Genomic DNA, 24,784 nt, shown 5'->3' on the forward strand with positions numbered 1-24,784 from the left:
GAAAACGCTGGCTGCATCGGACTACTCCGCGGTTTCCTTCCTCGAGGTTTATCCAACGCCTGCCCGCACGCGTGGTCGTTCGATGACGCGCCCGTGGTTAAGGGCAGGCATCGAATAAACCTAAACGGCATGAGGCATTGAAGCACATCGTTGAAAGGCAACAGATCGGGAATTTCAAAAGCAACAGCCGCCTGCCACAGCCTTGCTGGACGAGCCTTTGGACGGCAACACACGGCGAGATGCCTACTTGAACTTGATCTCGTAGGACCAGTCACCCTTCGCGGGGTGTCGTTCCACCAACGTCGCCAGTTGTGGCTCGATGAGGATCGGCATTTCGCCCGGCGCCGTTTCGGGCGCGCGTACGCGCGTCGCACGCGAACCATTTCAGCGCCCCATGTCATTCGCTCGCGTCCGGCGGCATGCCGTCGCCATCGCGTTTATGTTCACATCGCCGTCGCCCCGGTCGAGCGTCGGCGGACGAAGCGGCTGCTGCGTGTCGATGCCGGCCATCCGTAATGCCGCATCGATGCGCGTAAGCTCGGCCTTAAAACTGACATACCATCGCGATGGCGGTTCGTCGTCGCCAAGCAGCGTCATGCCGTCATGGATGACAAGTGCATAGCGCGCAACGAGCAGCGCATCGACGAGCTGAGCTTCCCGCTTGGCTTGTTCCAAGGATGCAGTCGCTTTCATGGCGCCACCTCCCGTCGCCAGACGGGCAAGCCTTGCGCCCGGCGCCCAGCAAAACGAGCGAGCGAACCCTTGCCAATTCAAGATCGGGTTTGCAATCGGGCGATAAGGGTTCATACTTACACCGTCTCCTCCATGTCCACCGATATGGATTCAGCCCGCTCAATCGAGCGGGTTTTCTTTTTCGGGACACCGGTCGAAGGGGCCGTCAATTGATGTCAGATTTTTAGAGCTGTGTACTTGACTACGGAGAGGCAGATATACGACTTCGCCCTTCCGGGACTAGCGCCCCTCGCTCGGGCTGTACATGCGCTCGCAGAAGGCCACGCTCGCTCCGAGCCGTCGAGAGAGGGCCGAGGCGGCCCGCAGTTGCGGGGCAATGAGCTCGCGCGTTTCGCGCGCCACGCTCAGGCGCGAGGCCGGACCGGTCAGCGCCAGCGCGGCCATGAATTCTTCGCCGGGGCCGAATACCGGCGTGGCAAACCCCGCAATGTGCGCATCACGCGGGCCTGAGGCAAAGAACGGAATCAGCGGCGGCTCGGAGAAAATCGGCTCGCGAAGTCCCCAATAGCGGATCACTTGCCCGATGGCGGTGTTATCGAGCGGGAGCGACGTTCCCGCGAGCCGCGTTTCGCGCAGCCCTTCGGATGGCTCCGCGCGGAAAAGGCATAATCGCTTGCCGTTGTCGAGCACGTAGTACGAAGCGCTTTCCTTCGTCGCGGCGGCGAGCGAGAACAGCACCGGCTCGACCACCGACGACAGATGGAACGACTGCTCGTAGAGCTTGCCCAGATAAAGCAGGCGATGGCCGAGTCCATACGTGCCGTCGTCGGAACGCACGACATAGCCCATGCGCTCAAGCGAGTTCATCAGCCGGTACACGGTCGTCTTATGCATGCCCGAAGCAGTCGCGAGTGCGGCAAGCGAGAATTTTTCCTTGCCGAGCTTGAAGCAGTCGAGCAGGCCGAGCGCCCGTTCAACCGCGATCACACCGTCGTTTCCCATCCCGTCTCCTTAACGCGCCAATTTGACCTCTGTGCAAGCTCCGCACGCTTCACTGGTCCAATCGAGGGGAAGTACTCATCCGCGCCGTCCTAGCACCATACGAATTCCGTCGGACAGGGAGACATGCGACGCGGAATGCCACGCGATGACTCCATCTGGCCGAACTAGCACCGCCCCATCGGGTGGCAGGCTCATTGCATGCAGGCGTCGACATTTGTGGCCGCGACCACACGAAGGCCGAGTTCGGACGCCTCTCTCGCCCATCGGACATGGTCGGGGCCCGTCAAAAGTGTGAGGCCAGGCCCGATTAAATCAAGAGGGGAAATCGTGGCGTCGAGCCAGATGCGGCATGCGCGTCCCTGGGCGACCGGCGGGATCATAGTGATCGACCGGGGCTGGAGAACGCCCATCGGCCACAAAGGCTCCAGACTCGTATCGCGTCCTAAACCATCGACCGATGACGAACGCAGCAGAGCGGTGACGCCGCTGTTGTTTTGCTCGAACGCTATGAGCTCAGTCCAGAAAATGCACCGTCACTCCTCGCTCTCGGGCAGCCTGAAGCAGCACGGATTCCAACACCGACTGCGGAACGGATATGTTCGGCCCGCGGCTCATGCGCGCCAAGCTGGCCATGCGCGCGCGCATCTTGCTCGGATCTCGGTCATCGCAGGTGGCTGCGCCTGCGCAAGGGTGAGTCCAGCCAATACACCGAACGGCCCCGGAGAGAGGGTCAGGTCGCCGCCGCCTCGTCGCCCATTTTCACGGCGGTGTCCTCCAGACATTCGATCATCAGTCGAGCCGCGTGACTGAGCGGACGGTTACGGTTCCATAGCACGCCTGCCGAGCGCAGCATGCGCGGCAGTTCCAGCGGTAGCACCTTGAGCGGCTGTGCCTTGTCGCTCGCGGCCGCGCGCGCCATCACCGAGATGGCATCGGTGAGATAAAGGTATGCGCGGATCAGATGCACCGACTGGGTTTCGATGTAGTTCTTGTCGACCTCGATACCATTCTGAACCAACCAGCGTTCCAGCGGCTCCCGCATCTGCGAGACTGGCGGCGGCAGCACCCACGGGAAACGGCTTAGATCCGCCCACTGCAGACGCTTGCGCAGCGCGAGCGGATGAGTCGGACTCGTCACCACCAGCAACTGTTCTTCGAGCAGCGCCTTCTCTTCGAAACCGCTGGACGGCCGAAAGGATTCCAGTCGGCCCACAACCAGATCGATCTTGCCTTCCCAGAGCTGCGGCAGCAGCACCGGCGAAGTGTTTTCGATCACCTGCGCATTCGTGCCCGGTGAACGCTCCTTTAGCAAGGCGAGCGCTCGTGGTAGCAGTACCGAACTCGATGCCGGATACACTCCCACGTTGACTTTTCCGCCAGTGCCCGAACTCAGCGCATTAAGTTCGTCGCGCACATGCTGCAGGTCGGTGAGCATGCCGCGCGCGTGCCGTATGAGGCATTCCCCGTAGACGGTTGGACGCAGGCCTTGCTGCGTGCGAGTGAACAACTCAAGCCCTAGGCCTTTCTCGAGTTCGGTCAGCGCCCGTGACACCGCAGGCAAAGTGACATGCATGGCTTCGGCCACCTTCTTCAGACTGCCAAGGTCGTCGATGGCGACGAGCAGGCGCAGATTGCGGGCTTTAAGGTTCAGTTGCAGATACCAGTCGAGCTGAGTAGGCACGGTTAACCAATTCTTTAACTAGGTCGCTCAGTTTACTCAATCGACGCTAGCCATGACAACTGGAAGAATGCAGCGCAGTGACCTCGCGCCAGAAGAGCGCCGGCACAACAACAGTATGGATGTCCTCGATGGTGACAGAGCACCGTCGGCGATGATCCAAATGAGGAGACAACTGAATGCTTCAATCTGCCCATGCGGCGCGTCGGCGCCTTGTCCGCTCGTTTCGCCGTCCGAGCCTGCGGAACACCTTGCTCGCGGCCATGCCACTCGTTCTAGCGACCGGCGTTCACGCACAGAGTTCCGTGACGCTGTACGGAACACTGGATGCCGGCTTGCTCTACCAGAGCAAGAATGGCGGGCCGGGAGGCGGAGGAAAGAGCCACGATAGCCTTTTCATGTTCAACGGCGCGGGCAATCAGTCGGCCAACTACTTCGGCATGCTCGGAACGGAAGACCTGGGCGGCGGCTGGCGCGCGGGCTTCAATCTGCAAGGGCAGTTCGATATAGGCAACGGCGCGCTGCAATCGAGCGGCTCGCTGTTCAGCCAGAAAGCGAATCTGTTCATCGAAAATCCCTTCGGACGCTTGACGCTCGGAAAGCAGATCGATCCCGCGTATGTCGCACTCGTGAAAGTCGATCCGCTGGAATACAGCCAGTCGTTTAGCGCGGCGGGTCCCTGGTATCTGCTCGAAGGCAAGAACACCGTCCCTGCCCAGACTGTGTGGGAAAGCAATTCAGCGAGTTATAGCTACCGCGGACACGGCGTTTCGGTTGGCGCCTTGTATCGCTTCGGCAACACGCCTGGAAGCCTCTCGCAAGGCCGGGCAATTTCGACCGGCGTGTCGTATGACAACGGCACGTTACTCGGCGCTGCAAGTTTTCTGGTGCAAAACGATTCCACCGGCCAGCGCGATCTCAGAATCTGGGCACTGGGCGCGGGCTACCGGATAGGTGACTTCACGATTCGCGGCGTGTATGAAGACTTCGATTTGCCGCAAGGCAATGCGGACGTCGTGATCGGTGTGACGCCGCGCTCTCATGTGATCATGCTGGGCGGCGGTGTGACGTGGAAGATGACGTCGGCGCAATCGCTGACGGCAGCTTATTACTTCACCGAAGATCGAATGAACACGACCAACGCGACGTCGAGCTATGTCATCAACGACGACTACTGGCTAACGAAGCGAACCAAGTTATACGGCTTTATCGGTTTGATGGCTTCCAAGAAAGGAGCAAACGGGCTGACGAACATCATCACTGCCGCGCACACAAGCGGATATCCCGGTGAGAATACCAACGTAGTGGGGCTCGGTGTACAGCACAAGTTCTGATTCGCTCATGCATAAGGCATACCGCATGCATGGCGCCGCGTTTGGAAAAGCCCGACCCTTCAATATAACCACGACCCCGCATGGGGCGTCGCACACTATGAGTCAATGAGGTGTCAATGACGTGTAAACAGAATGTTCGAGAGTTTGCTGGGAGCCGGTCGGATGCGTCCGCGCGCGTAGGGATCGGCTTCGTGAGCGGGAGTTGATGTCATGCTGCTTCCTTTGCGTGATCGCACGTTGTGCTATGACCTCGTCGGTCCAGAGTCAGGCGAAGTCGTGGTGTTCTCCCATTCGCTCGCGGCTGATCTCGGGCTGTGGGCCGAGCAGGTTCCGCCGCTGCTGGCGGCGGGTTATCGGGTGCTGCGCGTCGATTTGCGCGGCCATGGCGGGAGCCGAGGCGCGCCCGGCCCCTATACGATCGACGAACTCGCCGACGATCTAATCGCCGTGGCTGACTCGACCGGCATCGAGCGCCTGCATTTCGTCGGGCTTTCCATTGGCGGTGCGATCGGTCAGTCGCTGGCCTTGCGTCATCCGCACAGGGTGGCGTCACTGATGCTGTGCGACACGCAAAGCGAGTCCTTTCCCGATGCCGCGAATCACTGGGGTAAGCGAATCGAGACGCTGCAACAGACCGGCACCGTGGAATCCATCGCTGACGAGACGATGGGCCGCTGGTTGACCCAAGGTTTCCGCGAAAGCCATCCGCAGCGCTGGCAGCAGATTCGCGCCACGGTGGCAGGCTGCACCGTGGCGGGCTATGTCGGCTGTGCGCAAGCGCTGGCCAACTTCAATTACACCGGCCACCTGCACGAAGTGATGGTACCGGTGCTGGTCACCTGCGGCAGTGAGGATCCGCGCGCCACGCCCGAGGAGAGCCGCCGTATCGCAGCGCTCTTTCGCGATGGGCGCTATGAGGAATTCGTCGGCGCGCGTCATGTCCCCAACGTCGAGCAGCCGGAGAATTTCAACCGGGTACTGGGTGCGTGGCTGCAGGAAACACGAGCAAGTCGATGACACTCTCGATCACGGTGCGACCGTTGCCGAAGGTCCCGGCGGCGGCCGGGACAAAAAAAGAAGGAGACAGTAGCGTGAAAAATTCTAAAGCACATCTGGTCACTGCCTTATGTACGGGGTTACTCGTATCCGCTGGAGCAGCGGCCGCGACCGCGAAATCGGACTACCACCACTTCGACTGGGATGAAGTCGCACCCGGAGTATGGTTCGGCGTTTCGAAGCCCGGTTCATTCCAGAGCGGCAACGTGGCCATCGTGACGCTGCCGAGCGGCGGCGAGTTGGTGGTGGATACGCAGACCGCCGGTTTCCTAGGGCGAGAGATTCTCGCCAAGGCGAAGGAAGTGGGTCACGGCCCGGTCAGGTACGTGATAAATACGCACCTGCATCAGGATCATGTCGGCGGGAACATCGCCTTCGTCGAGGACAATCCGCACGTGCAGATCATCGCGCATCAGGATACGTGCGCCGGCATTCCCCAGAAGACGATTGTGCGCATGCGTGATCGTCTGCCCATGCAGAACAAGGGTCTGGAAGACATGCAGGCCCAGCGCGCGAAGCTCGCGGACACCGACCCGCAAAGCGCGGCGCTCGACCGCCGCATCAAAGGCACTCAGCTCTATCTTGCTGATGCCAAAAGCTTCCGCTGGGCCATGCCGAATCTGTGCCTCAATCTGAAGCCGGGTGAGGAAAAGGTGATTACCGACGGCGAACGGCGCATCGAAATTCATTACTTTGGGCGAGCGCATTCCACGGGCGATCTCGCCGTGTTCCTGCCGAAAGAGAAAGTAGCCATGGTGGGTGACCTGTGGGGTCAGGACACCGGCTACAAGTTTCTCGACGCAGGCCTCGACGGCCGCGACGGTTCTGCGTTGGAGACGCCTGCCACCCTCGAAGGTGTTCGCCGTCTCGACTTCGATGTTGCGCTGACAGGGCACTCGCCGGTGATCCATGGCAAGGCGAGCCTCGACGACGCCATCGCCGATGGCAAGCAAATCATTGGTCAGATCAGCACAGCCGTGAACAGCGGACAGACCGTGACCGCGTTGCTGCAGAAGATGCCGCCGCCGGACAAGGCGCCGCCGTTCGTCGCCGACGTCTGGCGCAATACAGTGATCAATGCATTCGAGGAAATCCAGTTGCGAGAAGAGTTGGGGCTGCCGCTGCCCGACTATGCACGTGAGAAAAGCGATGCACAGTGAAGAGCTGAATCGCAGTCCAGTCGTGTTTTCGTCATGCCATACAGGGCAATGCCGCTGAACACACGGGCATAAGCGCTGCCGCCCCGGCAGACTCCCGTTCAAGCTTGCAAGCGAGGTACGGCCCATATCGCCGTGGCCTTCCGTTGTCGTGTCCTTCATTCTTGATTGCGCGTTGTATCGCAAGGACGCCGCTCGCAGATAAAAGGTCACACGAAGAAGATATGAAAAAGCGCTTACTCGCCTTCACGATTGCTGCGATCAGTTCGATCTCGGCTGCGCACGCGCAAAGCTCAGTGACTTTGTTCGGTGTGATTGACGAAGGTATCGCGTACACGACTAATATTAAAGGAGACAGTGCGGTCAAGATGGCCAATGGCATTCGCTGGCCAACTTACTGGGGATTGAAGGGCAGGGAAGACTTGGGCGGCGGATGGAACGCCATTTTCAACTTGCAATCCGCGTACAACATCAATACGGGGGCCATGGCGACCAGCGGCGTGCTGTTCGGCCGGGTTGCGCAGGTCGGCCTAGCCAGCAAGCGTTATGGTCAGGTGACAATCGGCCGACAGGGCGAGTTCATGAACGACTTTCTCTATCTCGTTCCTGAATCCGACCAGTATCTGACCACTTACTCGATGGCGCCCGGCGGCCTGGACCGCATGGCGGGCGGCCAGTTGAGCAACTCGATCAAGTATCGCTCGGGGCCGGGCCCCGGCTTCACGTTCGGCGTGATGTACGCGTTTCCGACGACCGGCACGGGAACGGCGGTCAATGGTTATGGCCGTAGCTTCGAGCTTCGGTATATCACGCCCGTGGTAGATGCAATCGCTGTCTATACCCAGATCAGCGGATTGAGCGTGACGCCAGCGTCGGCGATGGGGACGAGCTTCTTCCTCGGCTATCAGCTCGGTTTCGGCTCCACCACGGCGGTGCCGCTGAAAAGCTTGAGCGTGGCGGCCCTCGGTATCAGCTATATTTTTGGCCCGGCCACGGCGGTGGTCACGTACACAAATGTGCATATGGAGAGCGCCCGCGATTCGGGCTCGCTGCAAACGCTCACGCTCGGTGGAGTCTATCACTTCACGCCTGCGTTCGAGTTCGAAGGGGCCGTCAGTTCATCGCGTCTGAGCAGTTCGCGCTGGTATCAACTGATCGGCACGCTCGATTACTTTCTCTCAAAGCGAACGGACGTGTATCTGGCGGCGGACCTCGAACGCACCAGCGGCGCGGGGCAAACGGCTGAGCTGTTTCAGTCAGGCGGCCCTTCCTCGACGTCGTCGCAAGCAATCATCCAGCTGGGCCTCAAACACTATTTTTAATCGAGCCGACGTGCTTCTGGATTAACGAAGCGCTCAAGGACAGGCCGGCATTTACTCAATCGACAGCCGCCTCAGGTTAATCCATTCTTTCGGACCAACTCAATTCTTTCGCCATGCACTCATGATCATCGACTGTCACGGACACTACACGACCGCGCCGAAGCAACTGGATGCGTATCGTAAAGAACAGTTGTCTTGCGCCTGTTGCGGGGACGGCGGCAGGCTTGCCCGGCTGGCTCGACCGGCGGTGTCGGACGACGAATTGCGCGAGAGCCTGGAAGGGGCGCAGCTACGTCTTCAGCGCGAGCGCGGCACCGACCTGACGATCTTCTCGCCGCGTGCGGTGGGCATGGGACATCACCTCGGCAGCGAGCAGACCAGCGAAGACTGGGCGAGCGTCTGCAACGACCTGATTCACCGCATCCAGACGTTGTATCCGGCGAATTTCGCCGCCGTCTGCCAGCTGCCGCAAAGCCCGGGCGTGGCGCCGAAGAACTGCGTTCCGGAGCTCGAGCGCTGCGTGAATGAACTCGGTTTTGTCGGTTGCAATCTCAACCCGGATCCGTCCGGCGGCTATTGGACGGATCCGCCGCTGCACGACACGTGGTGGTATCCGCTGTACGAGAAGCTCGTCGAACTGGACGTGCCCGCGATGATCCATGTCAGCGGTTCGTGCAACCCTCATTTTCATGCGACGGGCGCGCACTACATCAATGCCGATACCACTGCGTTCATGCAGTGCCTGACCTCGCCGCTGTTCAAGGACTTCCCGACACTGCGCTTCATCATTCCGCACGGCGGAGGCGCGGTGCCTTATCACTGGGGTCGCTATCGCGGTATTGCGCAGGACATGGGCTTGCCGCCGCTGGACGAACTGCTCCTCAACAATATCTTCTTCGATACCTGCGTGTACCACCAGCCGGGCATCGATCTGCTGCTGAAGGTCATTCCTACGGAGAACATTCTGTTCGCGTCGGAAACCGTGGGTGCGGTACGCGGGATCGACCGCGAGACAGGCCACTTCTTCGACGACACCCGCCGCTATATCGATGCGGCAGGTCTCGGCGCGAAAGCGACTGCGGAGATTTTTAGCGGCAACGCTCTGCGTGTTTACCCGCGTCTGGCCAAACAGTTGAACGCATGAGTCGGCGAAGTGCCATGCCGCTCCCTCACTTGAACATTCCATCGATCGGGCATTCAAGCCGCGTTACGCATTAGTTGCGTGATGGATCACATGCGCCATAACGTCCATGAAAAATATTGTCGTCAAGAACATTACCCGCCCTCCCGCCGATGTATGCGCCGCGCTCGCCGAACAAGGCGTGGCCACGGTGCACGAAGCCATGGGGCGGGATCGGCTGATGCAGCCTTATCTGCGCCCGATTTTCGCGGGCGCCATGATCGCCGGTCCGGCCGTCACGGTGCTGGCCGCGCCTGGCGACAACTGGATGCTGCACGTTGCAATCGAACAATGTGAGCCCGGCGACGTGCTCGTGGTCGGCGTCATGACCGCCAACACCGACGGCATGATCGGCGACCTGATCGCCACCGCGCTCAATGCGCGAGGCGTGTGCGGCGTAGTGATCGATGCGGGCTGCCGCGATGTGCGCACGCTGACGCAAATGAACTTCCCGGTGTGGTCGCGCGCGGTCTCGGCGCGGGGAACGGTTAAGGCGACATTGGGGCAGGTCAACATGCCGGTCGTCTGCGGTGGCGTGCTGGTGAACCCGGGCGATGTTGTCGTCGCGGATGACGACGGCGTCGTCATCGTCCCTAGCAACGATGCTGCGCACGTTCTTCGGCTGGCTCGTGAGCGGTCAGAGAAGGAAGAAATAGCGCGCGCCCGTTATGCCGCAGGCGAAATCTCACTGGACGTGAGCAATATGCGCCCCGGGCTCGCCGCAGCTGGGCTCACCTACGTGGAGAACAGCGATGAGCTCTGATGCTATTGCACCCGTGCCCTTGAAGATCGCGATGGCGACCTACGGGCACACCGCTGCGCTCAAGCAAGGCATTGTACCGATTGAAGGCGTAGCACCCGAGTTCGTCGAGATCAAGCCGATCATCTCCGCGTTTCGCCGGATGGTGCGTGACGTTGAATTCGACGTCTGCGAAATGGCGCCCGCAACCTACATGATCGCGCGCGCGGCCGGTGCGCCGTTCAAGGCGTTGCCCGTCTTCATCTTCCGGCGCTTTCATCATGCCGGACTGGTCGTGCGTAAAGATGCCGGCGTTCGTTCACCTGCGGACCTCGAACAGAAGCGTGTGGGCGTGCGCGGCTATTCGGTGACGACCGGGATCTGGACGCGCGGCATCCTCTCTGACGATTACGGCGTCAGTAACGACGCCATCACCTGGGTCGTCGACGACGAAGAGCACGTCGCGTCGTTGCGCTTGCCGGACAACGTTCAGAAGTCGCCGGAAGGCAGCTCGCTGGTCGACCTGATCGCGCTGGGTTATCTCTCTGCAGCTTTCACCGGCAATGCGGGTATCGGGCGGGCGGGCGCACCAAAAGAAGGCTGGCAGGCGAATCCTTCGGAGGCCGCGCATCACTATGACGAGCTGTTCCCTGATGCCGCCGAGCGTGAACTCGAATGGTATCGGCGGACTGGCATCTACCCGATTCACGGTTTGCTCGTCATCAAGGACGCAGTGCTCGAGCAGCATCCGCATGTCGCACACGCGCTGTTCGACGCCTGCGTGGAGTCGAAGAACCGATACCTTGCCCAGTTGGCCGCTGGCTCCTCCGACTTCGAGACCGATGCGCACTACCACACGATGCAGGGCATCGTCGGCGCGGACCCGTTGCCGTACGGCATCGAGGCCAACCGGCCCTCCATCGACGCGCTGATCCGTTACTGCTTTGAACAACATCTGCTTCCCCGGTCATTCACCGCCGAAGAACTGTTCATCAATCCACTCGACCAATAAGACGCATCAATATGTCCACCTTTGCCGCAGGCGCTCTGACGCTACGAACGAATCTTGCCGCCTATCCAGGCACCCGTGCGCTGAAGGACGGCAGCGTGCAATCGAAGCTGGTGCATCTCGACACGAGCAGCGCACCCCGGTCTGCGCATGACGGATTCAAGCCGATGATTCGCGAAGGGGCTTTCGACGCGGGCGAGCTTGCGATCGTCACGTATCTGCAAGCTCGCATCTATAGCAAGCCTTATGTGATGTTGCCGGTGCCGGTGCTCGGGCGCCTTCAGCATCACTGTATTGGCTTCAACCGCGAATTGGGCCTGCTCGAGCCGAAGGACATCGAAGGGCGCAAGGTCGGCGTGCGGACCTACGCACAGACTACCGGTCTGTGGGTGCGCGGCATCCTCCGTCACGAATACGGCGTGGATATCGACAAGGTTCAGTGGATGACCGTGGATGAAGGACATCTTGCCGAATACGAAGATCCGCCGAACTGCGCCCGGTTGCCCGCGGGCAGTTCACTCCCGCAGATGATGCTGGAGGGCGAGCTTGCCGCAGCGATCATGGGCATGGAGATGCCCTCTGATGCCCGCGTTGCGACACTGATTGCCGATCCGTTCGACGCGGCGGCGAACTGGTCGGCGCGCGAAGGGCTGATTCCGATCAATCACGTGTTCGTCGTTCACGAATCGCTTTCGCGCGAACGCCCGGACGTGGTCCGAGAAATCTTCCGAATGCTCTGCGAGAGCCGCGCGCAGGCGCCGGCCGACGCGCTCGCGACGCTGCCACCTGTCGGCGTCGAAGCGAACCGTAAGGGTCTCGCACTGGCGATCGAGTGGGCTTTCGAGCAGAAGATCATCTCCAGGCGACTGTCCGTTGACGAGCTGTTCGATGACACCACTGCCTCTCTGACGCTCTAAAGATCTTCGACTGAATGCTGAGTAGAGACCGTCAGTATTAACACCTAAACACCTACAAGCGAATAAATTGTGCGTTGCAATAGAGCTATTAGCGATTGATGCTTTTCGACACTTGCCTAAGCAGCGTGCGGCTACAGGATTTGCGGCCTCATCGGGTTGATTTGCAGAAACAGCGCCCTAGCATTCCACCTATTGGGCCTTAGAACGTGTTGTGCAGCGCAACATTAACATTATCGATTAACGAAACTGCTAACCGGCGGCGCGAATTTACTCAATAGGCACCCGCAGAGGGCTCTTGCGATACTTCGAACCGTTCTGAACTGGACGAGACAAAAATGAAGCAACTCCTCAAAGACGCCGGATTGTGGCGCGAAGCGGCGCTGATCGACGGGCGCTGGCTGGACGAGACGCCGCATGGCACCTATGAACTGCGCAACCCCGCGAACGGCGAAGTACTGGTCCGGCTGCCCCGCTGCAGGGAGGCCGAGACCATCGTGGCCATCGAGGCAGCTGACCGCGCAGCCTTGCAATGGCGCAGGAAGACCGCCAAGGAACGCAGCGAGATCGTGCGCCGTTGGTATGAACTCATCGTCGAGCACAAGGAGGATCTCGCGACGCTGATCACGTTGGAAGAAGGCAAGCCGATTGCGGAATCGCGCGGCGAAATCGACTATGCCGCATCGTTTGTGCAGTGGTTCTCGGAAGAAGCAAAGCGAGTTTATGGCGAAGTGATTCCGGCGACCAAGCCGGGCCAGCGCATTCTCGCGCTCAGACAGCCGGTAGGCGTGTGCGCGGCCATCACGCCGTGGAATTTTCCGGCGGCGATGATCACGCGCAAGGCTGCACCGGCGCTTGCCGCAGGCTGCACGATGATCGTCAAGCCCGCGAGCCAGACCCCGATGACCGCGCTCGCACTGGGAGAGCTCGCGTTGCGCGCCGGCATTCCGGCGGGCGTCCTGAATGTGATCACGGGCAACGACACGCGGGCGATCGGCAATACGCTGACTGAACATGAACTGGTGCGAAAGATCACGTTCACGGGATCGACGGAAGTAGGGCGCGTGTTGCTGCAGCAGTCCGCCGCGACCATTAAGAAGTGTTCGATGGAACTGGGCGGCAACGCACCGTTGATCATTTTCGACGACGCCGATCTCGACGTTGCCGTCGAAGGTGTCATGAACGCGAAGTTCCGCAACACGGGCCAGTCTTGCATCGCCGCGAACCGGATCTTCGTTCAGGCCGGCATTCATGATGCGCTGGCAGAACGCCTCGCCGAATGCACGCGAGAACTTAAGGTAGGCAACGGCCTGGAGGAAGGCGTCAACATCGGTCCGCTGATCGACGCGGCTGCCGTCGAGAAACTCGAAACGCATTTGAATGATGCGCAGGCAGGTGGCGCAACGATTCTGGCGGGCGGCCGGCGTCACGAACTGGGCGGCACGTTCTTCGAGCCGACGGTCGTCAGCGGAGTCTCACGCGAGATGACGATCGCACGCGAAGAGACCTTTGGACCAATCATGCCGCTGGTGCGATTCACCACCGACGAAGAAGCCATCGCAATGGCCAACGATACGATCTTCGGCCTTGCCGCATATATCTTCAGCCGCGATGCGGCACGGCTCTGGCGCGCGGCCGAATCGATCGAGACTGGCATGGTGGGCATCAATACCGGCCTAATCTCGAACGAGGCCGCACCGTTCGGCGGCATCAAGCAGAGCGGCCTGGGGCGCGAGGGCTCCCGTTACGGTATCGACGAATATCTGGAAATCAAGTACCTGTGCTGGAACGGTCTGGAAGCGGTTTGAGCGGGCGCACACGCGCGTTCTCACAGCACTTCCGGTCACGTCCACACCACCTCCGTTGCTCCGTTGCTTCGCACCGGTTGCTTTCCATCACCGAGACATCATCAATGCCTACATATACCAAAGAAGACGCCAAGGCCTGGGCCCGCGAGAACATGCGCGGAGTGGCTAACATTTTGCAACCGTCGTTTTCGAACGATCTCAAGCGTCTCAACGAGCCGGCGATTCGGCACGACGTGCGCATGTGCAAAAAGCTGGGTTTCTGGGGCGCGCTCGCCGTCTCCGAATGTGGCACGACGCCGGAGGAGTACACCCGATTTGTCGAGGTAGCGGTGGATGAGGCCGGTCCGGACTTCCACATCATGTTCCACGCAAGTTTCGACACCACCGAGGAAACGATTCGCGTCGGCAAGGCGTGCGCCTCCGCTGGCGCCGATACGATGCTGCTGTCCTATCCGCCGACCTGGTATCCAAAGTCGGACGAAGACCTGTACGAGTACACCACCAAGGTGATGGACGAGGTGGGGATTGCGACCGTTCTGTTTGCGGTGCACCTCTGGAACTTCCAGCGTATTCATCCGGCCGAGCTGTCGCCGAAACTGGTTGCACGCCTGGCCGATCATCCGCTTGCCGTGGCGCTTAAGTGCGAAGGCGGTGGCAATACCAACGCGCCGCATATTGAAACGCTGCGTACCTGCGGCGACAAGCTGCTAGTCTCGGACCCGCGCGACGGCAACGCGCCCGGCCACGTGCAATGGTTCGGCATGCAGTGGATGGGCACGTCGTGCTTCCAGTTCTATGGCGACAACGTGCCGAAGTACTTCAAGCTCATGCATGAGGGCAAGTGGGACGAAGCGATGGAAATCTTCTGGCGCATTCATCCGGCGCGCCAGGCACGCACTGCTGAAACTGCCACCTACATGGCTGGGGCTCATTTCATCCATCGCCAGAGCTGGAAGTACATGGAATGGTTGAACGGCTTCAACGGCGGCCGGCTGCGCCTGCCAACCATGCGGCTCACCGACGGGACTGCCAAGCGTCTCTCGGACGCGCTGATTCGCTCGAAGATCATCGAAAAAGTACCCGGTGACATGGTCGATTTTTACAACGGCCGTTATCCTATGTGAGACATACCATGTTATTGATCAGAGAGGCCGTGATTCATGCGGCAATGGAAGGCGTCAATATCATTGACGACCTGGAGCTTCTGCTAGCTCGCCCGGGCGAGGATGCGCTGGAATTACCCCCGCGCCTGACTATTGACGACAAGCTGGGCGGCTTCCTTCGGATGATGCCCGCAATCTGCTACGGCAGCGGCTACAGCGGGCTGAAGGTGATGAATCTACATCCGCAGCACGGTGTGCGTTACATGATCCAGTTAATCCGCATCTCCGACGGCGCGACTGTCGCGCTGATGGACGCCAACTGGATCACGGCGTATCGGACGGCGGCCGCCGCAGCGATCGCGGTGCGTCATCTGAAGCCGCCGGTCGCCGAGACGGTGGCGGTGATTGGTTCAGGCGTGCAAGCGCGTGCGCTGCTCGATGCCGCGAGCAGCGTGCTCGATGCGAAACGGGTGTACATCTGCAGTCCGACGCCGGTCAACAGGGAGCGGTTCGCCGCCGATGCGGCAAATCGTTTAAAGGGTGTCGATGTTCAACCGGTGGAAGACTCCCGTGCAGCCATCAAAGCGGCAAATGTAGTCCTGAGCGGCTTCCGGGCGAAGAACAAGCCCGTCATCTTCGCCGACGACCTGAAGCGGGGTGCGCTGGTATGCGGCATCAGCTCGGTGCGTTCACAACACCGCGAAGTGGATGTGTCGGTCTGGCAGACGAGTCGTGTCGTAGCTGACGATATCGAACACGTGCTGGATTCGGGCGATGGTCAAATGGCGCAGGAGGCGGGGCTCGCTTATGACGGGCGAATGATCGAATTGTGGCAGGTGTTGCGTGACCCCTCGCTCGGTCGACGATCACCGGATGAGACGGTGCTTTACAAGTCCGTCGGCACGGCTGAACAGGATATTGCGTTGGCGGCCCTCGTGTATGAGCGTGTGATCGCGCTCGGCCTCGGGGAAGATCTGGGCGAGTTCCCGGCGCTTCGGCCGATTCAGTCGGAACGGGACCGCTTGGCCATCACTGCACAAAAGAGCGTCTGAGACGCGTGGTTGTTAAAAACAGGAGACAAGGCGAGATGCTGAAGCATGACCTGGTAACGAGGCTCGGCGGTTTATTGTTTGCCGTCTCCGTCCTGGTTGCATCGCCAGCGGTTCGCGCTCAGACGTTTCCGGAAAGGCCCATTACCGCCGTCGTCTACGGCGCGGCGGGAACCTCGCCGGATTTGTTTGCGCGCGCCGTGACGCGCCTGATGAGCGCATCGATGCATGTGCCTATCGTGATCGAGAACCGGCCGGGCGCAAGTGGCGTGATTGCAACCGAAGAAGTGGTGCGGGCCAAGCCCGACGGCTACACGCTGTTGTTCACGAGTAGTACGACGCTCGTGAATCTCCGTTATGTAATGAAAAACGTGCCGTTCGATTCACAACGCGATCTCACGCCGATCGCGGCGACGTTTGCGCCGGTAGAGGTGCTAGTGGTGCGCGCAGGCCTGCCGGTTCACACTTTGCCGGAACTGATCGATCATGCCAGGACGCATCCCGGCGACGTCAGCTACGGCGCTGCCGGTTACGGTTCGATCTTCCATTTGAACGGTGAGGACTTCGCATCGGCGGCGGGCATCAATCTACTGCACGTCGCTTACAAGGGCCCGCTGGCTGCTCTGCAGGACGTAGCCGCCGGCAATGTCGACATGTCATTCAACTCATTCGGTGGGCTCGCGGCAATGGTGTCGACGGGGCGCGTAAGAATTATCGCCACACTCGACGATCGGCGCTACAAGGGCTTGCCGAATGTTCCGACTGTAGCCGAGACCTTGCCCGGCTACCATAAGGTGGACTCATGGTTCGCAATGATGGGGCCGGCCAGGCTGCCGCAGCCGATCGTCGAGCGACTTAATAGCGAACTCAACAAGGCACTGCAATCCCCGCAGATGGTCGACTGGATGAACAAGAACGTGGCGACGTCGCTCGGCGGTTCTCCGGAGCAGATTGCCCGGATGATCCAGGTGAGTTCCGCGCGCACGGAAAGGCTGGTGGGTCAGATTGGTCTTCAACCCCAATGATAAAACGGCGGCACCGGACTTACATGGAGACACAGGTGAAGAAAACAACGACAGGTATCAATGGTCTGCGCAGCGTCGACTTCGGCGTGCCGGACCTAGAAACAGCAGCACGATTCTACGAGGACATCTGGGGCCTCAAGGTGGTGAGCAGGACGGCGGACAGCGTGCATTTGCGCGGCACCGGACCAGACTTCTACATCCTCGTTTTGCATCGCCATCCCGAGTCGCGCATGCTGCGGATCGACTTTTCCATCGAGTCGCGCCAACAGGCCGATGCGTTGCACGCGCAACTGACTCAGTCCGGGCTGGCGAATATCACTGAACCGAAAACCTTCTCCGATCCCGGCGGCGGCTACGGCTTCTCTTTCCGCGATCCGGTCGAGGGCAGGGTGTTTCGCGTCATCGCCGACGCCGAGCGTCATGCGGATACCGCCGACCAGGCGGATCTGCCGCGCAAGCTGTCGCACATCGTGCTGAACAGCCCCGACCGCGAAGGGACGTTCTTCATCGAGCAATTGGGCTTCCGCCTGATCGACAAGACGCGCACCATCACCTTCCTCAACTGCAACGACGATCACCACAGCCTTGCGCTCTATACAGCCGAACAAAGCTCGTTCAATCATCTTGCGTTTGAGATGCGCGATCTGGACTCCGTGATGTCCGCCACCGCGAACATGGTGGAGCACGGCGAGAAGATCGGTTGGGGCGTGGGCCGTCACGGCCCATGCAACAACGTCTTCTGCTATTTCATCGGCCCCGGCGGATTCACAATCGAATACACCGCCGAAGTGGAACAGGTCGACGAAACTTATGAGGTAGGCGGACCGGAAGACTGGAAATTCCGCCGCGGCAGGCGCGACCAATGGGGACTCGCGTTGCCTACGGAGCGTATGCGAAGCGCCGAAACGGAAGTGCCATTCTCGAGCGCATTGATCGCGCAGTAGATTGAGGCTTTCATAACAGGCGCTCTTCTGCGGTGCGTTTCGTATCTCGGATGCGTACACATCGGCAGGGCGGCGCTCGGGCATCGGCCCGATCACCTTCTACCTCTCGCGATCATGAATCGGAATCTAATGCGTGGGTTGGCCTTCGCAGCCGCGGCGCTTTTCTTCGGCGTCCAGGCCTGCGGTTATCGAATCGGGAATCTGGCTCAGGCCGGCCCGGGACTGTTCCCGATGGTCGTCAGTGCGATCGTCGGCGTGATCGGCATCGGCATGATCGCGAGTTCGTTCATTCAGAAACGGCAGCGGGCCGACATCCGGTTTAAAAGTATTGGCATCGTGTTGATCAGCCTGATCGGCTTCGCGGTGCTGACCGAGTATGTGGGCGCGCTCGTCGGCGTCACGTTCCTCGTGTTCTTCTCCGCGCTGGCGGGTGAGCGGTACGACTGGAAACGCAACGTTAAAATCACGCTCGGGCTCATGGTCATCACTTATCTCTTCACTGCCGTGCTTGGCGTGAGTCTGAGGCTCTATTGATGGATATACTGCATAACGTACTGTTTGGGTTTGGCCATGCGTTGACATGGACCAACCTGGCTTATTGCGCGATCGGATGCACGATCGGCACGCTGATTGGGGTGTTGCCAGGTCTGGGTCCGCTGGCGACGATCAGCCTCCTGTTGCCGCTCACGTATTCCTTGCCGGCCAACGCGGGCATCATCATGCTGGCGGGGATCTATTACGGCGCGCAGTATGGCGAAAACGTCAGCGCGATAACGATGAAGATTCCGCACGCGTCGAGCATCGTCGCTTGTATCGACGGCTATGCGATGACGCTCAAGGGTAAGGCGGGGCTTGCGCTGCTGACAGCGGGTGTATCCAGCTTCATCGGCGGCACCATTGCGACTGTCGTCATCGCAACACTTGCACCCTGGCTTGCGCAGATCGCTTTCCTGTTTTCGCCGGCGGATTACTGCGCGCTGATCCTACTCGGCTTCGCCAGCGTGAGTTATGTGTCGTCGAGCGGCGGTGTCGTTGCGGGCTTTGCGATGGCCTTGATCGGTGCGCTGCTGGGCGGCATCGGGACGGACTTCGCGACAGGCGTGTCGCGCTTCACATTTGGGCAGCTGTCGCTGGCGGACGGCATCACTCTGGTCAGCGTTGCACTGGGCTGTTTCGGGATCGCGGAGATCACGCGCAACCTCGACCGTGGCAACACGTTCACGCCGTTTTCAGGAAAGATCGACATGCGCGCCCGCAAAAGCGACATGGCCCGGATGCTGGCGAGCTCGCTGCGCGGCAGCGTGATTGGCTCGGCGCTGGGTCTGCTGCCCGGCGGCGGGCCGGCGATCTCTCAATTTGGTGCTTACGCCATCGAAAAGAAAGTGAGCAAGTACCGGCATGAGATTGGGGAGGGCGCGATCGAGGGCGTCTCCGGCCAAGCGGCAGCCAACGAGGCAGCGTCTCGCACGAGCTTCATACCGCTCTTGAGCATCGGCATTCCCGAGAATCCGACTATGGCGCTAATGATGTCCGCGTTCATCATGAAGGGCATCCAACCGGGTCCGGTAATGCTGACCCAGCATCCGGAGACCTTTTGGGGACTAGTGGCGAGCATGTGGATCGGCAATTGCTTTCTGCTGTTCCTAAACGTGCCGCTGGTGAAGCAGCTGTTGTCGGTGTTGCGCGTGCCTTATGCAGTATTATTTCCGGCCATCCTGCTGTTTTGCTGCATCGGCGCGTTCAGCGTGCATAACAGCGTGGACGACATCTACATCATGGCGGGATTCGGCTTGCTCGGCTATCTTTGTAAGTGCCTGCAACTGGATGTCCCGCCGTTGATGCTGGGTTTCATCCTCGGACCGATGCTCGAAGAGAACTTTCGCCGCGCAACGACGCTCAGTCACGGCAGCTTCATGGTGTTCGTTGAACGGCCGATCAGCGCGGCGCTGCTGAGCCTCATTGCGCTGCTGCTGTGCTGGAATGTGTATCGATTCCTGCATAGGGTGCATCGCGGCCGCAGCGTAACCTCGTCCGTCTGATCTGCGCCGGATCCCGCTACGCCAAGGAAGGCGTGTCTGCGAGGTCTGCGGCCGCCCATTGGCGTCCTAACAAGCGCGCCGGGGAAATGCTAAGGTAACTTAGCATTTCATTGGATCGCCTGCATCGAAAATCAAATCGACAGACTTTCTCAATGGCCTGGCGGCCGATGGCAGGGTGGGCCGCAGACCGCATCATCGCACGAGGAAAAGATCCGCTGATCGTGCGTAAGGCGTTCGTGGTTACTGGGGCCTTGGACGGAATGACCGTGATTTTCGGCGCATACGTCGAGTCGCAGCAAATGGCGCTGTTCTGGAATGTCGCATCGCAATCGCTTGCGGTATTGCAACGGCGAACAATCTGGCGCTCTCGAAGCTGACGTTGATCCCCAAGCCTGCGATCGGACTGAACACCGGCTTGCTTACGATCGCGACGAGCATTGCGGGTGGGGTGTCTGCCAGTCTATGCGGTTGGCTGCTGCACATAGGTGGTGGCAGCTACACTTTGCCGATGCTGTCGGTTTGCGTATTTTTCTTTATCGGAGGAGCGAGCGCCGTGATTCTCATGCGCGCGAGTGGGCGCCGAAGGTGAACGACGAAGCCGATCTCTGACGTTTGTGCTGGCCGGATGTGGTCATGAACGTACGAGTACTTCGCTCCTTCAGTTCGCTGCGGATATTCAATTACCGGCTATAGGCGATGGGCGCTTTCGGATCGAATGTCGGCAGATGGATGCAACGTGTATCGAGCAGCCATCTCGTCCGACGACCTTGCGCTCGGAAACCTGCTGGGCGGAGCAAGAGACCCGTTGAGCACATTTGGTCACGCTTCGCCAGCGTCGGAAGCGGTGTGTTCCCGCTCGCTGGACACCACGACATGCAATTTTTAATCCATTCGCACTACTAACTCACCGCCATTTGGTGCACGATGCCGCCAAATCTAAGGGCGATCGCAGGGTGGTAAGCAGTCGTTGACGTGATCCTCCAACCCTGGCCCTCCCATTTGGGACTACTGCGCCTCGATCACACGGTCCAGCTCTCGTGCTCTTGGCTCGCTCCTGACGCTGGGAGACAGCTCCAATAGCGTTAGCCACGACACCGGAGCAGTCCGGCACACGCGATGCGGAAATTAAGGGTGTCGCCGGAAACGAGCGGATTCGACATAACTAACATGATCAACATTTCGTGGATCGCCTAATACATGATGCTATTCAGCGATATGACGGCCTCCCGCGCGGCACAAGCGCTTAGCCGGTTACATCGTCGGTGACACACGAGATTATTCCGGATATCATTGAGACTGATACTCGATATAATCCATCAGGGAACCTGCCATGCCTGCTCTTCATGAACCAACCGAATTTGCCCCCCTGGTAGGCACCCCACAGGAGGTGCGAACCCGGCTTGAGCAATACAAGGCTGAACAGGTCATCGTCGTGCCTCTGGCTCATGCGGGTATTCAGCAGGCTGTGCTGCTAGCCCAAGCGCTATCCACCGTCGTCTCGTTCATTGGCGAGACGCTAAGCGAGCAGAACGAGCAGACGCTCAGGGCCTTGGTCAATGCCATCGTACCCAAGGCGCCTCCGACACCGAACTTGCTCAAAGAAGCAGCAATGCTCGCGCGTTCGCGCAAAGCCGTGCTGGAAGGAGCGGACTGGCTGACCGCGGCCAAGGTCGCCGAACTCGCTGGTTTGAGCGCAACCAATCCCAGCACCCAGCCCAACAAGTGGAAACGCGAGCGCCGAATCTTTGCGATTCACCACAACGGCATCGACTACTTTCCGGGTTACGGCCTTGATCCCGAGGCCGGATGGCGACCGCGCAAGGCTCTCAAACCCGTTTTGGATGTCTTCGGCGACAAGAAGGATAGTTGGGGGCTAGCCTACTGGTTCCTCTCGGCCAACAGCTTCTTGGGCGGCCGACGACCTCAGGATGTACTTGCGGTCGAACCGGAGCAAGTTGTCGCCGCCGCCCAGGACGAAGTGGAAGGTGTCTTGCATGGCTAAACCCCGCACGCCTTCGTCAGCGGCCGGTACGGCCGCGCCTTCGGGCGATGGTGACGCTAGCAAGATCCGGTCGAATTCAACGTCGTTGCCGACCCCGGCGCCGCCGGCGACGCTTCATATTACGCCATGGACTTTGACCAGCAAGCAGGTGCTGCACCGCGTGCACTCCGATCAGTACCAAGCTGGCGAGTTCAATCCGGGAAAGAAAGGCAATGCGCGTTTCAGTCCGATCCGCGATAACAATGGCAAGGCGATTCCGACCATCTACGCGGCGATCACGTTCGACGCAGCCGCCATGGAATCGGTGTTCCACGACGTCTCCCACGCGCCTGGCTATAAGAACTACGCCAAGGACAAGCTCGAGGGACAAGTGCATTCCCAGGTACAGGCCCAGCGCGACCTAAAGCTTGCCGACCTCAGCAGCGTCGCGCTACGCAAACTCGGCGTGCAGCGCAAACAGTTGATCGACACAGAGAAGAACGAATACCCGAACACGCGTCTGTGGGCTGAAGCCATTCATGCAAAACACGTAGACATCCAAGGGCTCTCCTGGATCTCGCGCCAGGACGACACGGCGCGCGCCGTGGTGCTGTTTGGTGATCGCGTTCCGCAGGGGACGCTGCAGCAGGTCGGCAGCTCACGATATCTATTGAGAGACGAGCAGGCTTACGCGGAACTGCTGGACCTTGCAGACCGCATCGGCGTTGACGTAACGCCAGGAAAGTAGAACCGACGTCGCAGCTGCAAGATCTGTCTATGCCCTCTTCTTCTAAACGAAACATCATGAGGCGAAAGCCGCCGCGCGACACCATCGCACGCTATGGCGATCGCATCGTCGAGGTCTTGGGTGGAGCACGAGGTCAACGCGTGATGATCAGACCGATTCATCCGGATGGCTCGGAGCGGCTGAGCGCTGTCACGCTCACCAGTCTGCAACCGCTGGGCGGCCAACTTTTCTGAGTGGCTCGACAACAACCGCGCGCCAGGTCACAACCGGTTGACCGCATCCTTGAATGCTTTGCCGGCCGTGAATTTCACAGTCTTCGCTGCAGCAATTTCCATCGCTTCGCCTGTTGCCGGATTACGACCCGTTCGTGCGGCGCGCTCTCCACGGGCAAACGTGCCGAACCCCACGAGCTGAACCGCATTTCCTGCCGCTACCTCCGTCGAGATCGTCTCCAACACAGCTCCGATTGCCTCTTCCGCTGCGCTCTTGCTGATCCCAACTTCGGATGCGACTGCATCAACCAATTCTTGTTTGTTCATCCCTTCTCCCATTTCGATTGCTCACTACTCATCGCTGCAGACTGCGGCAACGAAACTGCATCTACGTTGATCCGGTATCGGCCGCTTCCAGGTCGAATAAATCTGAAGTCGTACCGTACTCCCCAACCAAGTCCGACAGTTCGCCATTCCGAACTTTGGCCAGCGTCTCGGGTGACAGCCAAATGTCTTCCATCGCGTCAATCCCCTCCTCGATCATTCGCTGCAAGAAAAACGACTGCTTTCGTCCCGTTACCTCGGCCAGCACTCGGAGGCGCTGCTCGATTACCGGGTCGATGCGAACCGCAACGACTCGCAACTTGTTCTCCGCCGACCTTCTATTCCATTTCCCCCGTACTGTCGATACCGATCCGTCGACTCGCCGGATCCTGCACCTGTTAGGTAGCGCATGCAGACATTATCGCTGCACGATACTTCTGTCTCGCCGCGTTACTAGTGGCTCCAGCACGGGCCGACACAGCAACAGTACCGGGGTCAACGATATGCCCGCGTCGCCGCGGTGGCCGCGCGACGGAGCGCGGTGCCTTCACTTGAAGCTGAAGCTATCTTCGCGCGACTCGAGCGCCGTAAGCTCGCCTTGAAGACGGAGCCGCATTTTGTGAAGTGCGTCGCCTCGCTGCCCCTGTGGCGACTTCTGTACGATAAACGGGGCACTTCTTCTTGCGAAGGTTGCCGTCCGCAGCAGACTCATGCAGCCAGTCATGCCAATGAAGCTCAAGCGCTTGTACGCGCTTCTTAGGATCGGACCCAACGCTTTGCCGGTCGAAATCGCGGCCCATCATCAATTCAGCAAGTAACCGAAGATCGCTCTCCGGTTGGTCGTCCCGTTTCCTTTCGCATTTTCGGTGACACAGTCAAGCCGTTGCTCGTGCTGGCACTCAAGGGGTAGAACTCTGACGTTGTCCATTCCAAATGACCGTCGTGACACTCCTCGGCCCGATCAATTTTCGAATAGTTCACTAAATGCCGTCGAAGGCCCGCTGCACTGCAGCAATATAAATGCGTAGGAGCGACACAAACTCTTACAAAGTAAGTGGCACTACATTACGAACAATTTCGATGTTTTGTCTGATCATAGGCACTAGCGAGGTGCGTCATTGGTGCCGCCGTTGTTATGCACGATGTCAAGCATTCGTTGCGCAAACATCGTGATCTCGGCTGGCGTCATGAGCTCAGCCAGGGACATTCGAGAAATAGTGAGGTGCAACGTCGATACATCGGTGCCGGCGCCTGCCGAGAGCTGAGGAAACGTTGATTCAAGACGTGCGATAAGCTCGGCATTCAGCGGGCGGCGGTTTTTCTCCGCAGCCGCCTTCAGCTCCTCGTAGAGCGGCCAAGGCAAGCGATATTGAGAGCGGTGGGTATCTTCCATAGTTTAAATTTGACACTACCCAGACACTGTCGTATAGTGACTACAAGTCACTAGATAGTGACAACAACGGAGAG

Annotated in this window: 26 protein-coding genes; 19 read left to right on the top strand and 7 right to left on the bottom strand. The window is 59.7% G+C overall.

The features are described 5' to 3' along the window. Positions 1-384: 384 nt before the first annotated feature. The 4 genes from QCE58_RS30970 to QCE58_RS30980 form a co-directional block, all read right to left on the bottom strand. Entirely contained in the window at positions 385-693 is a 309-nt protein-coding gene (locus QCE58_RS30970; RefSeq protein ID WP_309780696.1) for a hypothetical protein, read from the bottom strand. A 279-nt stretch (positions 694-972) separates the two neighbouring features. Beyond that, entirely contained in the window at positions 973-1,695 is a 723-nt protein-coding gene (locus QCE58_RS30975; protein ID WP_309780699.1) for an IclR family transcriptional regulator, read from the bottom strand. A 75-nt stretch (positions 1,696-1,770) separates the two neighbouring features. Further along, entirely contained in the window at positions 1,771-1,959 is a 189-nt protein-coding gene (locus tag QCE58_RS34170; protein ID WP_409014190.1) for a hypothetical protein, read from the bottom strand. 466 nt (positions 1,960-2,425) lie between these two features. Then, positions 2,426-3,376 carry a LysR substrate-binding domain-containing protein gene (locus tag QCE58_RS30980; RefSeq protein WP_309780701.1) on the bottom strand — a complete coding sequence of 317 codons (951 nt, stop codon included), beginning with the start codon at positions 3,374-3,376 and terminating at the stop codon, positions 2,426-2,428. Positions 3,377-3,624: 248 nt separating this feature from the next. On the opposite strand from QCE58_RS30980, the gene QCE58_RS30985 reads away from it, so the two are divergent. The 19 genes from QCE58_RS30985 (at position 3,625) to QCE58_RS31075 (ending at position 23,014) form a co-directional block, all read left to right on the top strand. Further along, a complete protein-coding gene (locus QCE58_RS30985) occupies positions 3,625-4,707 on the top strand; it encodes a porin (RefSeq protein WP_309780703.1) in 1,083 nt (360 codons plus the stop codon). Positions 4,708-4,917: 210 nt separating this feature from the next. Beyond that, positions 4,918-5,724 carry an alpha/beta fold hydrolase gene (locus QCE58_RS30990; protein WP_309780705.1) on the top strand — a complete coding sequence of 269 codons (807 nt, stop codon included), beginning with the start codon at positions 4,918-4,920 and terminating at the stop codon, positions 5,722-5,724. Then, entirely contained in the window at positions 5,721-6,923 is a 1,203-nt protein-coding gene (locus QCE58_RS30995) for an MBL fold metallo-hydrolase (protein ID WP_309780707.1), read from the top strand. Before QCE58_RS30990 ends, QCE58_RS30995 begins: the two co-directional genes overlap by 4 nt. 221 nt (positions 6,924-7,144) lie before the next feature. Next, positions 7,145-8,242 carry a porin gene (locus QCE58_RS31000; RefSeq protein WP_309780708.1) on the top strand — a complete coding sequence of 366 codons (1,098 nt, stop codon included), beginning with the start codon at positions 7,145-7,147 and terminating at the stop codon, positions 8,240-8,242. Positions 8,243-8,363: 121 nt separating this feature from the next. After that, positions 8,364-9,386, top strand: coding sequence for an amidohydrolase family protein (locus tag QCE58_RS31005; RefSeq protein WP_309780709.1), 1,023 nt, complete (start codon positions 8,364-8,366; stop codon positions 9,384-9,386). Between the two features lie 106 nt (positions 9,387-9,492). Beyond that, positions 9,493-10,185 carry a 4-carboxy-4-hydroxy-2-oxoadipate aldolase/oxaloacetate decarboxylase gene (locus QCE58_RS31010; RefSeq protein ID WP_309780711.1) on the top strand — a complete coding sequence of 231 codons (693 nt, stop codon included), beginning with the start codon at positions 9,493-9,495 and terminating at the stop codon, positions 10,183-10,185. Beyond that, positions 10,175-11,173: an ABC transporter substrate-binding protein gene (locus QCE58_RS31015; RefSeq protein ID WP_309780713.1), complete on the top strand. Its 999-nt coding sequence runs from the start codon at positions 10,175-10,177 to the stop codon at positions 11,171-11,173. Before QCE58_RS31010 ends, QCE58_RS31015 begins: the two co-directional genes overlap by 11 nt. A gap of 95 nt (positions 11,174-11,268) precedes the next feature. Continuing rightward, positions 11,269-12,087, top strand: a complete 819-nt coding sequence (locus tag QCE58_RS31020) for a phosphate ABC transporter substrate-binding protein (RefSeq protein ID WP_309780714.1) — start codon at positions 11,269-11,271, stop codon at positions 12,085-12,087. A 335-nt stretch (positions 12,088-12,422) separates the two neighbouring features. After that, positions 12,423-13,892: an NAD-dependent succinate-semialdehyde dehydrogenase gene (locus tag QCE58_RS31025; protein ID WP_309780715.1), complete on the top strand. Its 1,470-nt coding sequence runs from the start codon at positions 12,423-12,425 to the stop codon at positions 13,890-13,892. Positions 13,893-13,996: 104 nt separating this feature from the next. Then, positions 13,997-15,016, top strand: coding sequence for a dihydrodipicolinate synthase family protein (locus tag QCE58_RS31030; protein WP_309780716.1), 1,020 nt, complete (start codon positions 13,997-13,999; stop codon positions 15,014-15,016). Positions 15,017-15,024: 8 nt separating this feature from the next. After that, positions 15,025-16,047: an NAD(P)-binding domain-containing protein gene (locus tag QCE58_RS31035; protein ID WP_309780718.1), complete on the top strand. Its 1,023-nt coding sequence runs from the start codon at positions 15,025-15,027 to the stop codon at positions 16,045-16,047. A gap of 35 nt (positions 16,048-16,082) precedes the next feature. Next, a complete protein-coding gene (locus QCE58_RS31040) occupies positions 16,083-17,069 on the top strand; it encodes a tripartite tricarboxylate transporter substrate binding protein (RefSeq protein WP_309780720.1) in 987 nt (328 codons plus the stop codon). A 35-nt stretch (positions 17,070-17,104) separates the two neighbouring features. Then, positions 17,105-18,013, top strand: coding sequence for a VOC family protein (locus QCE58_RS31045; RefSeq protein ID WP_309780721.1), 909 nt, complete (start codon positions 17,105-17,107; stop codon positions 18,011-18,013). Positions 18,014-18,151: 138 nt separating this feature from the next. Continuing rightward, entirely contained in the window at positions 18,152-18,547 is a 396-nt protein-coding gene (locus QCE58_RS31050; RefSeq protein ID WP_309780723.1) for a tripartite tricarboxylate transporter TctB family protein, read from the top strand. Continuing rightward, positions 18,547-20,052 (top strand): tripartite tricarboxylate transporter permease, encoded by a 1,506-nt coding sequence (locus QCE58_RS31055; RefSeq protein ID WP_309780725.1) that lies wholly within the window; start codon positions 18,547-18,549, stop codon positions 20,050-20,052. The genes QCE58_RS31050 and QCE58_RS31055 overlap by 1 nt, the downstream gene beginning before the upstream one ends. Before the next feature lie 152 nt (positions 20,053-20,204). Further along, entirely contained in the window at positions 20,205-20,429 is a 225-nt protein-coding gene (locus tag QCE58_RS31060; protein WP_309780727.1) for a hypothetical protein, read from the top strand. A gap of 953 nt (positions 20,430-21,382) precedes the next feature. Next, positions 21,383-22,054: a hypothetical protein gene (locus tag QCE58_RS31065; RefSeq protein WP_309780729.1), complete on the top strand. Its 672-nt coding sequence runs from the start codon at positions 21,383-21,385 to the stop codon at positions 22,052-22,054. Then, the gene (locus tag QCE58_RS31070; RefSeq protein ID WP_309780731.1) at positions 22,047-22,781 is read left to right on the top strand and encodes an RES family NAD+ phosphorylase; all 735 of its coding nucleotides are present in this window, start codon (positions 22,047-22,049) and stop codon (positions 22,779-22,781) included. The genes QCE58_RS31065 and QCE58_RS31070 overlap by 8 nt, the downstream gene beginning before the upstream one ends. Positions 22,782-22,837: 56 nt before the next feature. Continuing rightward, a complete protein-coding gene (locus QCE58_RS31075; protein ID WP_309780733.1) occupies positions 22,838-23,014 on the top strand; it encodes a hypothetical protein in 177 nt (58 codons plus the stop codon). A gap of 27 nt (positions 23,015-23,041) precedes the next feature. Here the strand turns inward: QCE58_RS31075 and QCE58_RS31080 are convergent, their stop codons facing one another. The 3 genes from QCE58_RS31080 to QCE58_RS31090 form a co-directional block, all read right to left on the bottom strand. Continuing rightward, a complete protein-coding gene (locus tag QCE58_RS31080) occupies positions 23,042-23,320 on the bottom strand; it encodes an HU family DNA-binding protein (protein WP_309780735.1) in 279 nt (92 codons plus the stop codon). 61 nt (positions 23,321-23,381) lie between these two features. After that, the gene (locus tag QCE58_RS31085; RefSeq protein WP_309780737.1) at positions 23,382-23,636 is read right to left on the bottom strand and encodes a hypothetical protein; all 255 of its coding nucleotides are present in this window, start codon (positions 23,634-23,636) and stop codon (positions 23,382-23,384) included. Positions 23,637-24,419: 783 nt separating this feature from the next. Then, positions 24,420-24,710, bottom strand: coding sequence for an Arc family DNA-binding protein (locus tag QCE58_RS31090; RefSeq protein ID WP_309780740.1), 291 nt, complete (start codon positions 24,708-24,710; stop codon positions 24,420-24,422). Between the last annotated feature and the right edge of the window lie 74 nt (positions 24,711-24,784).

The organism is Caballeronia sp. LZ028 (genome assembly GCF_031451415.1).
GTDB lineage: Bacteria > Pseudomonadota > Gammaproteobacteria > Burkholderiales > Burkholderiaceae > Caballeronia > Caballeronia zhejiangensis.

Bases quoted from the DNA above. Each gene is read 5' to 3' on its own strand.
- QCE58_RS30990 (WP_309780705.1), top strand. From the start codon at position 4,918: ATGCTGCTTCCTTTGCGTGATCGCACGTTGTGCTATGACCTCGTCGGT.
- QCE58_RS31005 (WP_309780709.1), top strand. From the start codon at position 8,364: ATGATCATCGACTGTCACGGACACTACACGACCGCGCCGAAGCAACTG.
- QCE58_RS31080 (WP_309780735.1), bottom strand. From the start codon at position 23,320: ATGAACAAACAAGAATTGGTTGATGCAGTCGCATCCGAAGTTGGGATC.
- QCE58_RS31090 (WP_309780740.1), bottom strand. From the start codon at position 24,710: ATGGAAGATACCCACCGCTCTCAATATCGCTTGCCTTGGCCGCTCTAC.
- QCE58_RS31035 (WP_309780718.1), top strand. From the start codon at position 15,025: ATGTTATTGATCAGAGAGGCCGTGATTCATGCGGCAATGGAAGGCGTC.
- QCE58_RS31070 (WP_309780731.1), top strand. From the start codon at position 22,047: ATGGCTAAACCCCGCACGCCTTCGTCAGCGGCCGGTACGGCCGCGCCT.
- QCE58_RS30975 (WP_309780699.1), bottom strand. From the start codon at position 1,695: ATGGGAAACGACGGTGTGATCGCGGTTGAACGGGCGCTCGGCCTGCTC.
- QCE58_RS31040 (WP_309780720.1), top strand. From the start codon at position 16,083: ATGCTGAAGCATGACCTGGTAACGAGGCTCGGCGGTTTATTGTTTGCC.
- QCE58_RS31010 (WP_309780711.1), top strand. From the start codon at position 9,493: ATGAAAAATATTGTCGTCAAGAACATTACCCGCCCTCCCGCCGATGTA.
- QCE58_RS31060 (WP_309780727.1), top strand. From the start codon at position 20,205: ATGGCCTGGCGGCCGATGGCAGGGTGGGCCGCAGACCGCATCATCGCA.
- QCE58_RS31000 (WP_309780708.1), top strand. From the start codon at position 7,145: ATGAAAAAGCGCTTACTCGCCTTCACGATTGCTGCGATCAGTTCGATC.
- QCE58_RS31030 (WP_309780716.1), top strand. From the start codon at position 13,997: ATGCCTACATATACCAAAGAAGACGCCAAGGCCTGGGCCCGCGAGAAC.
- QCE58_RS30995 (WP_309780707.1), top strand. From the start codon at position 5,721: ATGACACTCTCGATCACGGTGCGACCGTTGCCGAAGGTCCCGGCGGCG.
- QCE58_RS31015 (WP_309780713.1), top strand. From the start codon at position 10,175: ATGAGCTCTGATGCTATTGCACCCGTGCCCTTGAAGATCGCGATGGCG.
- QCE58_RS30970 (WP_309780696.1), bottom strand. From the start codon at position 693: ATGAAAGCGACTGCATCCTTGGAACAAGCCAAGCGGGAAGCTCAGCTC.
- QCE58_RS31065 (WP_309780729.1), top strand. From the start codon at position 21,383: ATGCCTGCTCTTCATGAACCAACCGAATTTGCCCCCCTGGTAGGCACC.
- QCE58_RS31025 (WP_309780715.1), top strand. From the start codon at position 12,423: ATGAAGCAACTCCTCAAAGACGCCGGATTGTGGCGCGAAGCGGCGCTG.
- QCE58_RS31075 (WP_309780733.1), top strand. From the start codon at position 22,838: ATGAGGCGAAAGCCGCCGCGCGACACCATCGCACGCTATGGCGATCGC.
- QCE58_RS31055 (WP_309780725.1), top strand. From the start codon at position 18,547: ATGGATATACTGCATAACGTACTGTTTGGGTTTGGCCATGCGTTGACA.
- QCE58_RS34170 (WP_409014190.1), bottom strand. From the start codon at position 1,959: ATGGGCGAGAGAGGCGTCCGAACTCGGCCTTCGTGTGGTCGCGGCCAC.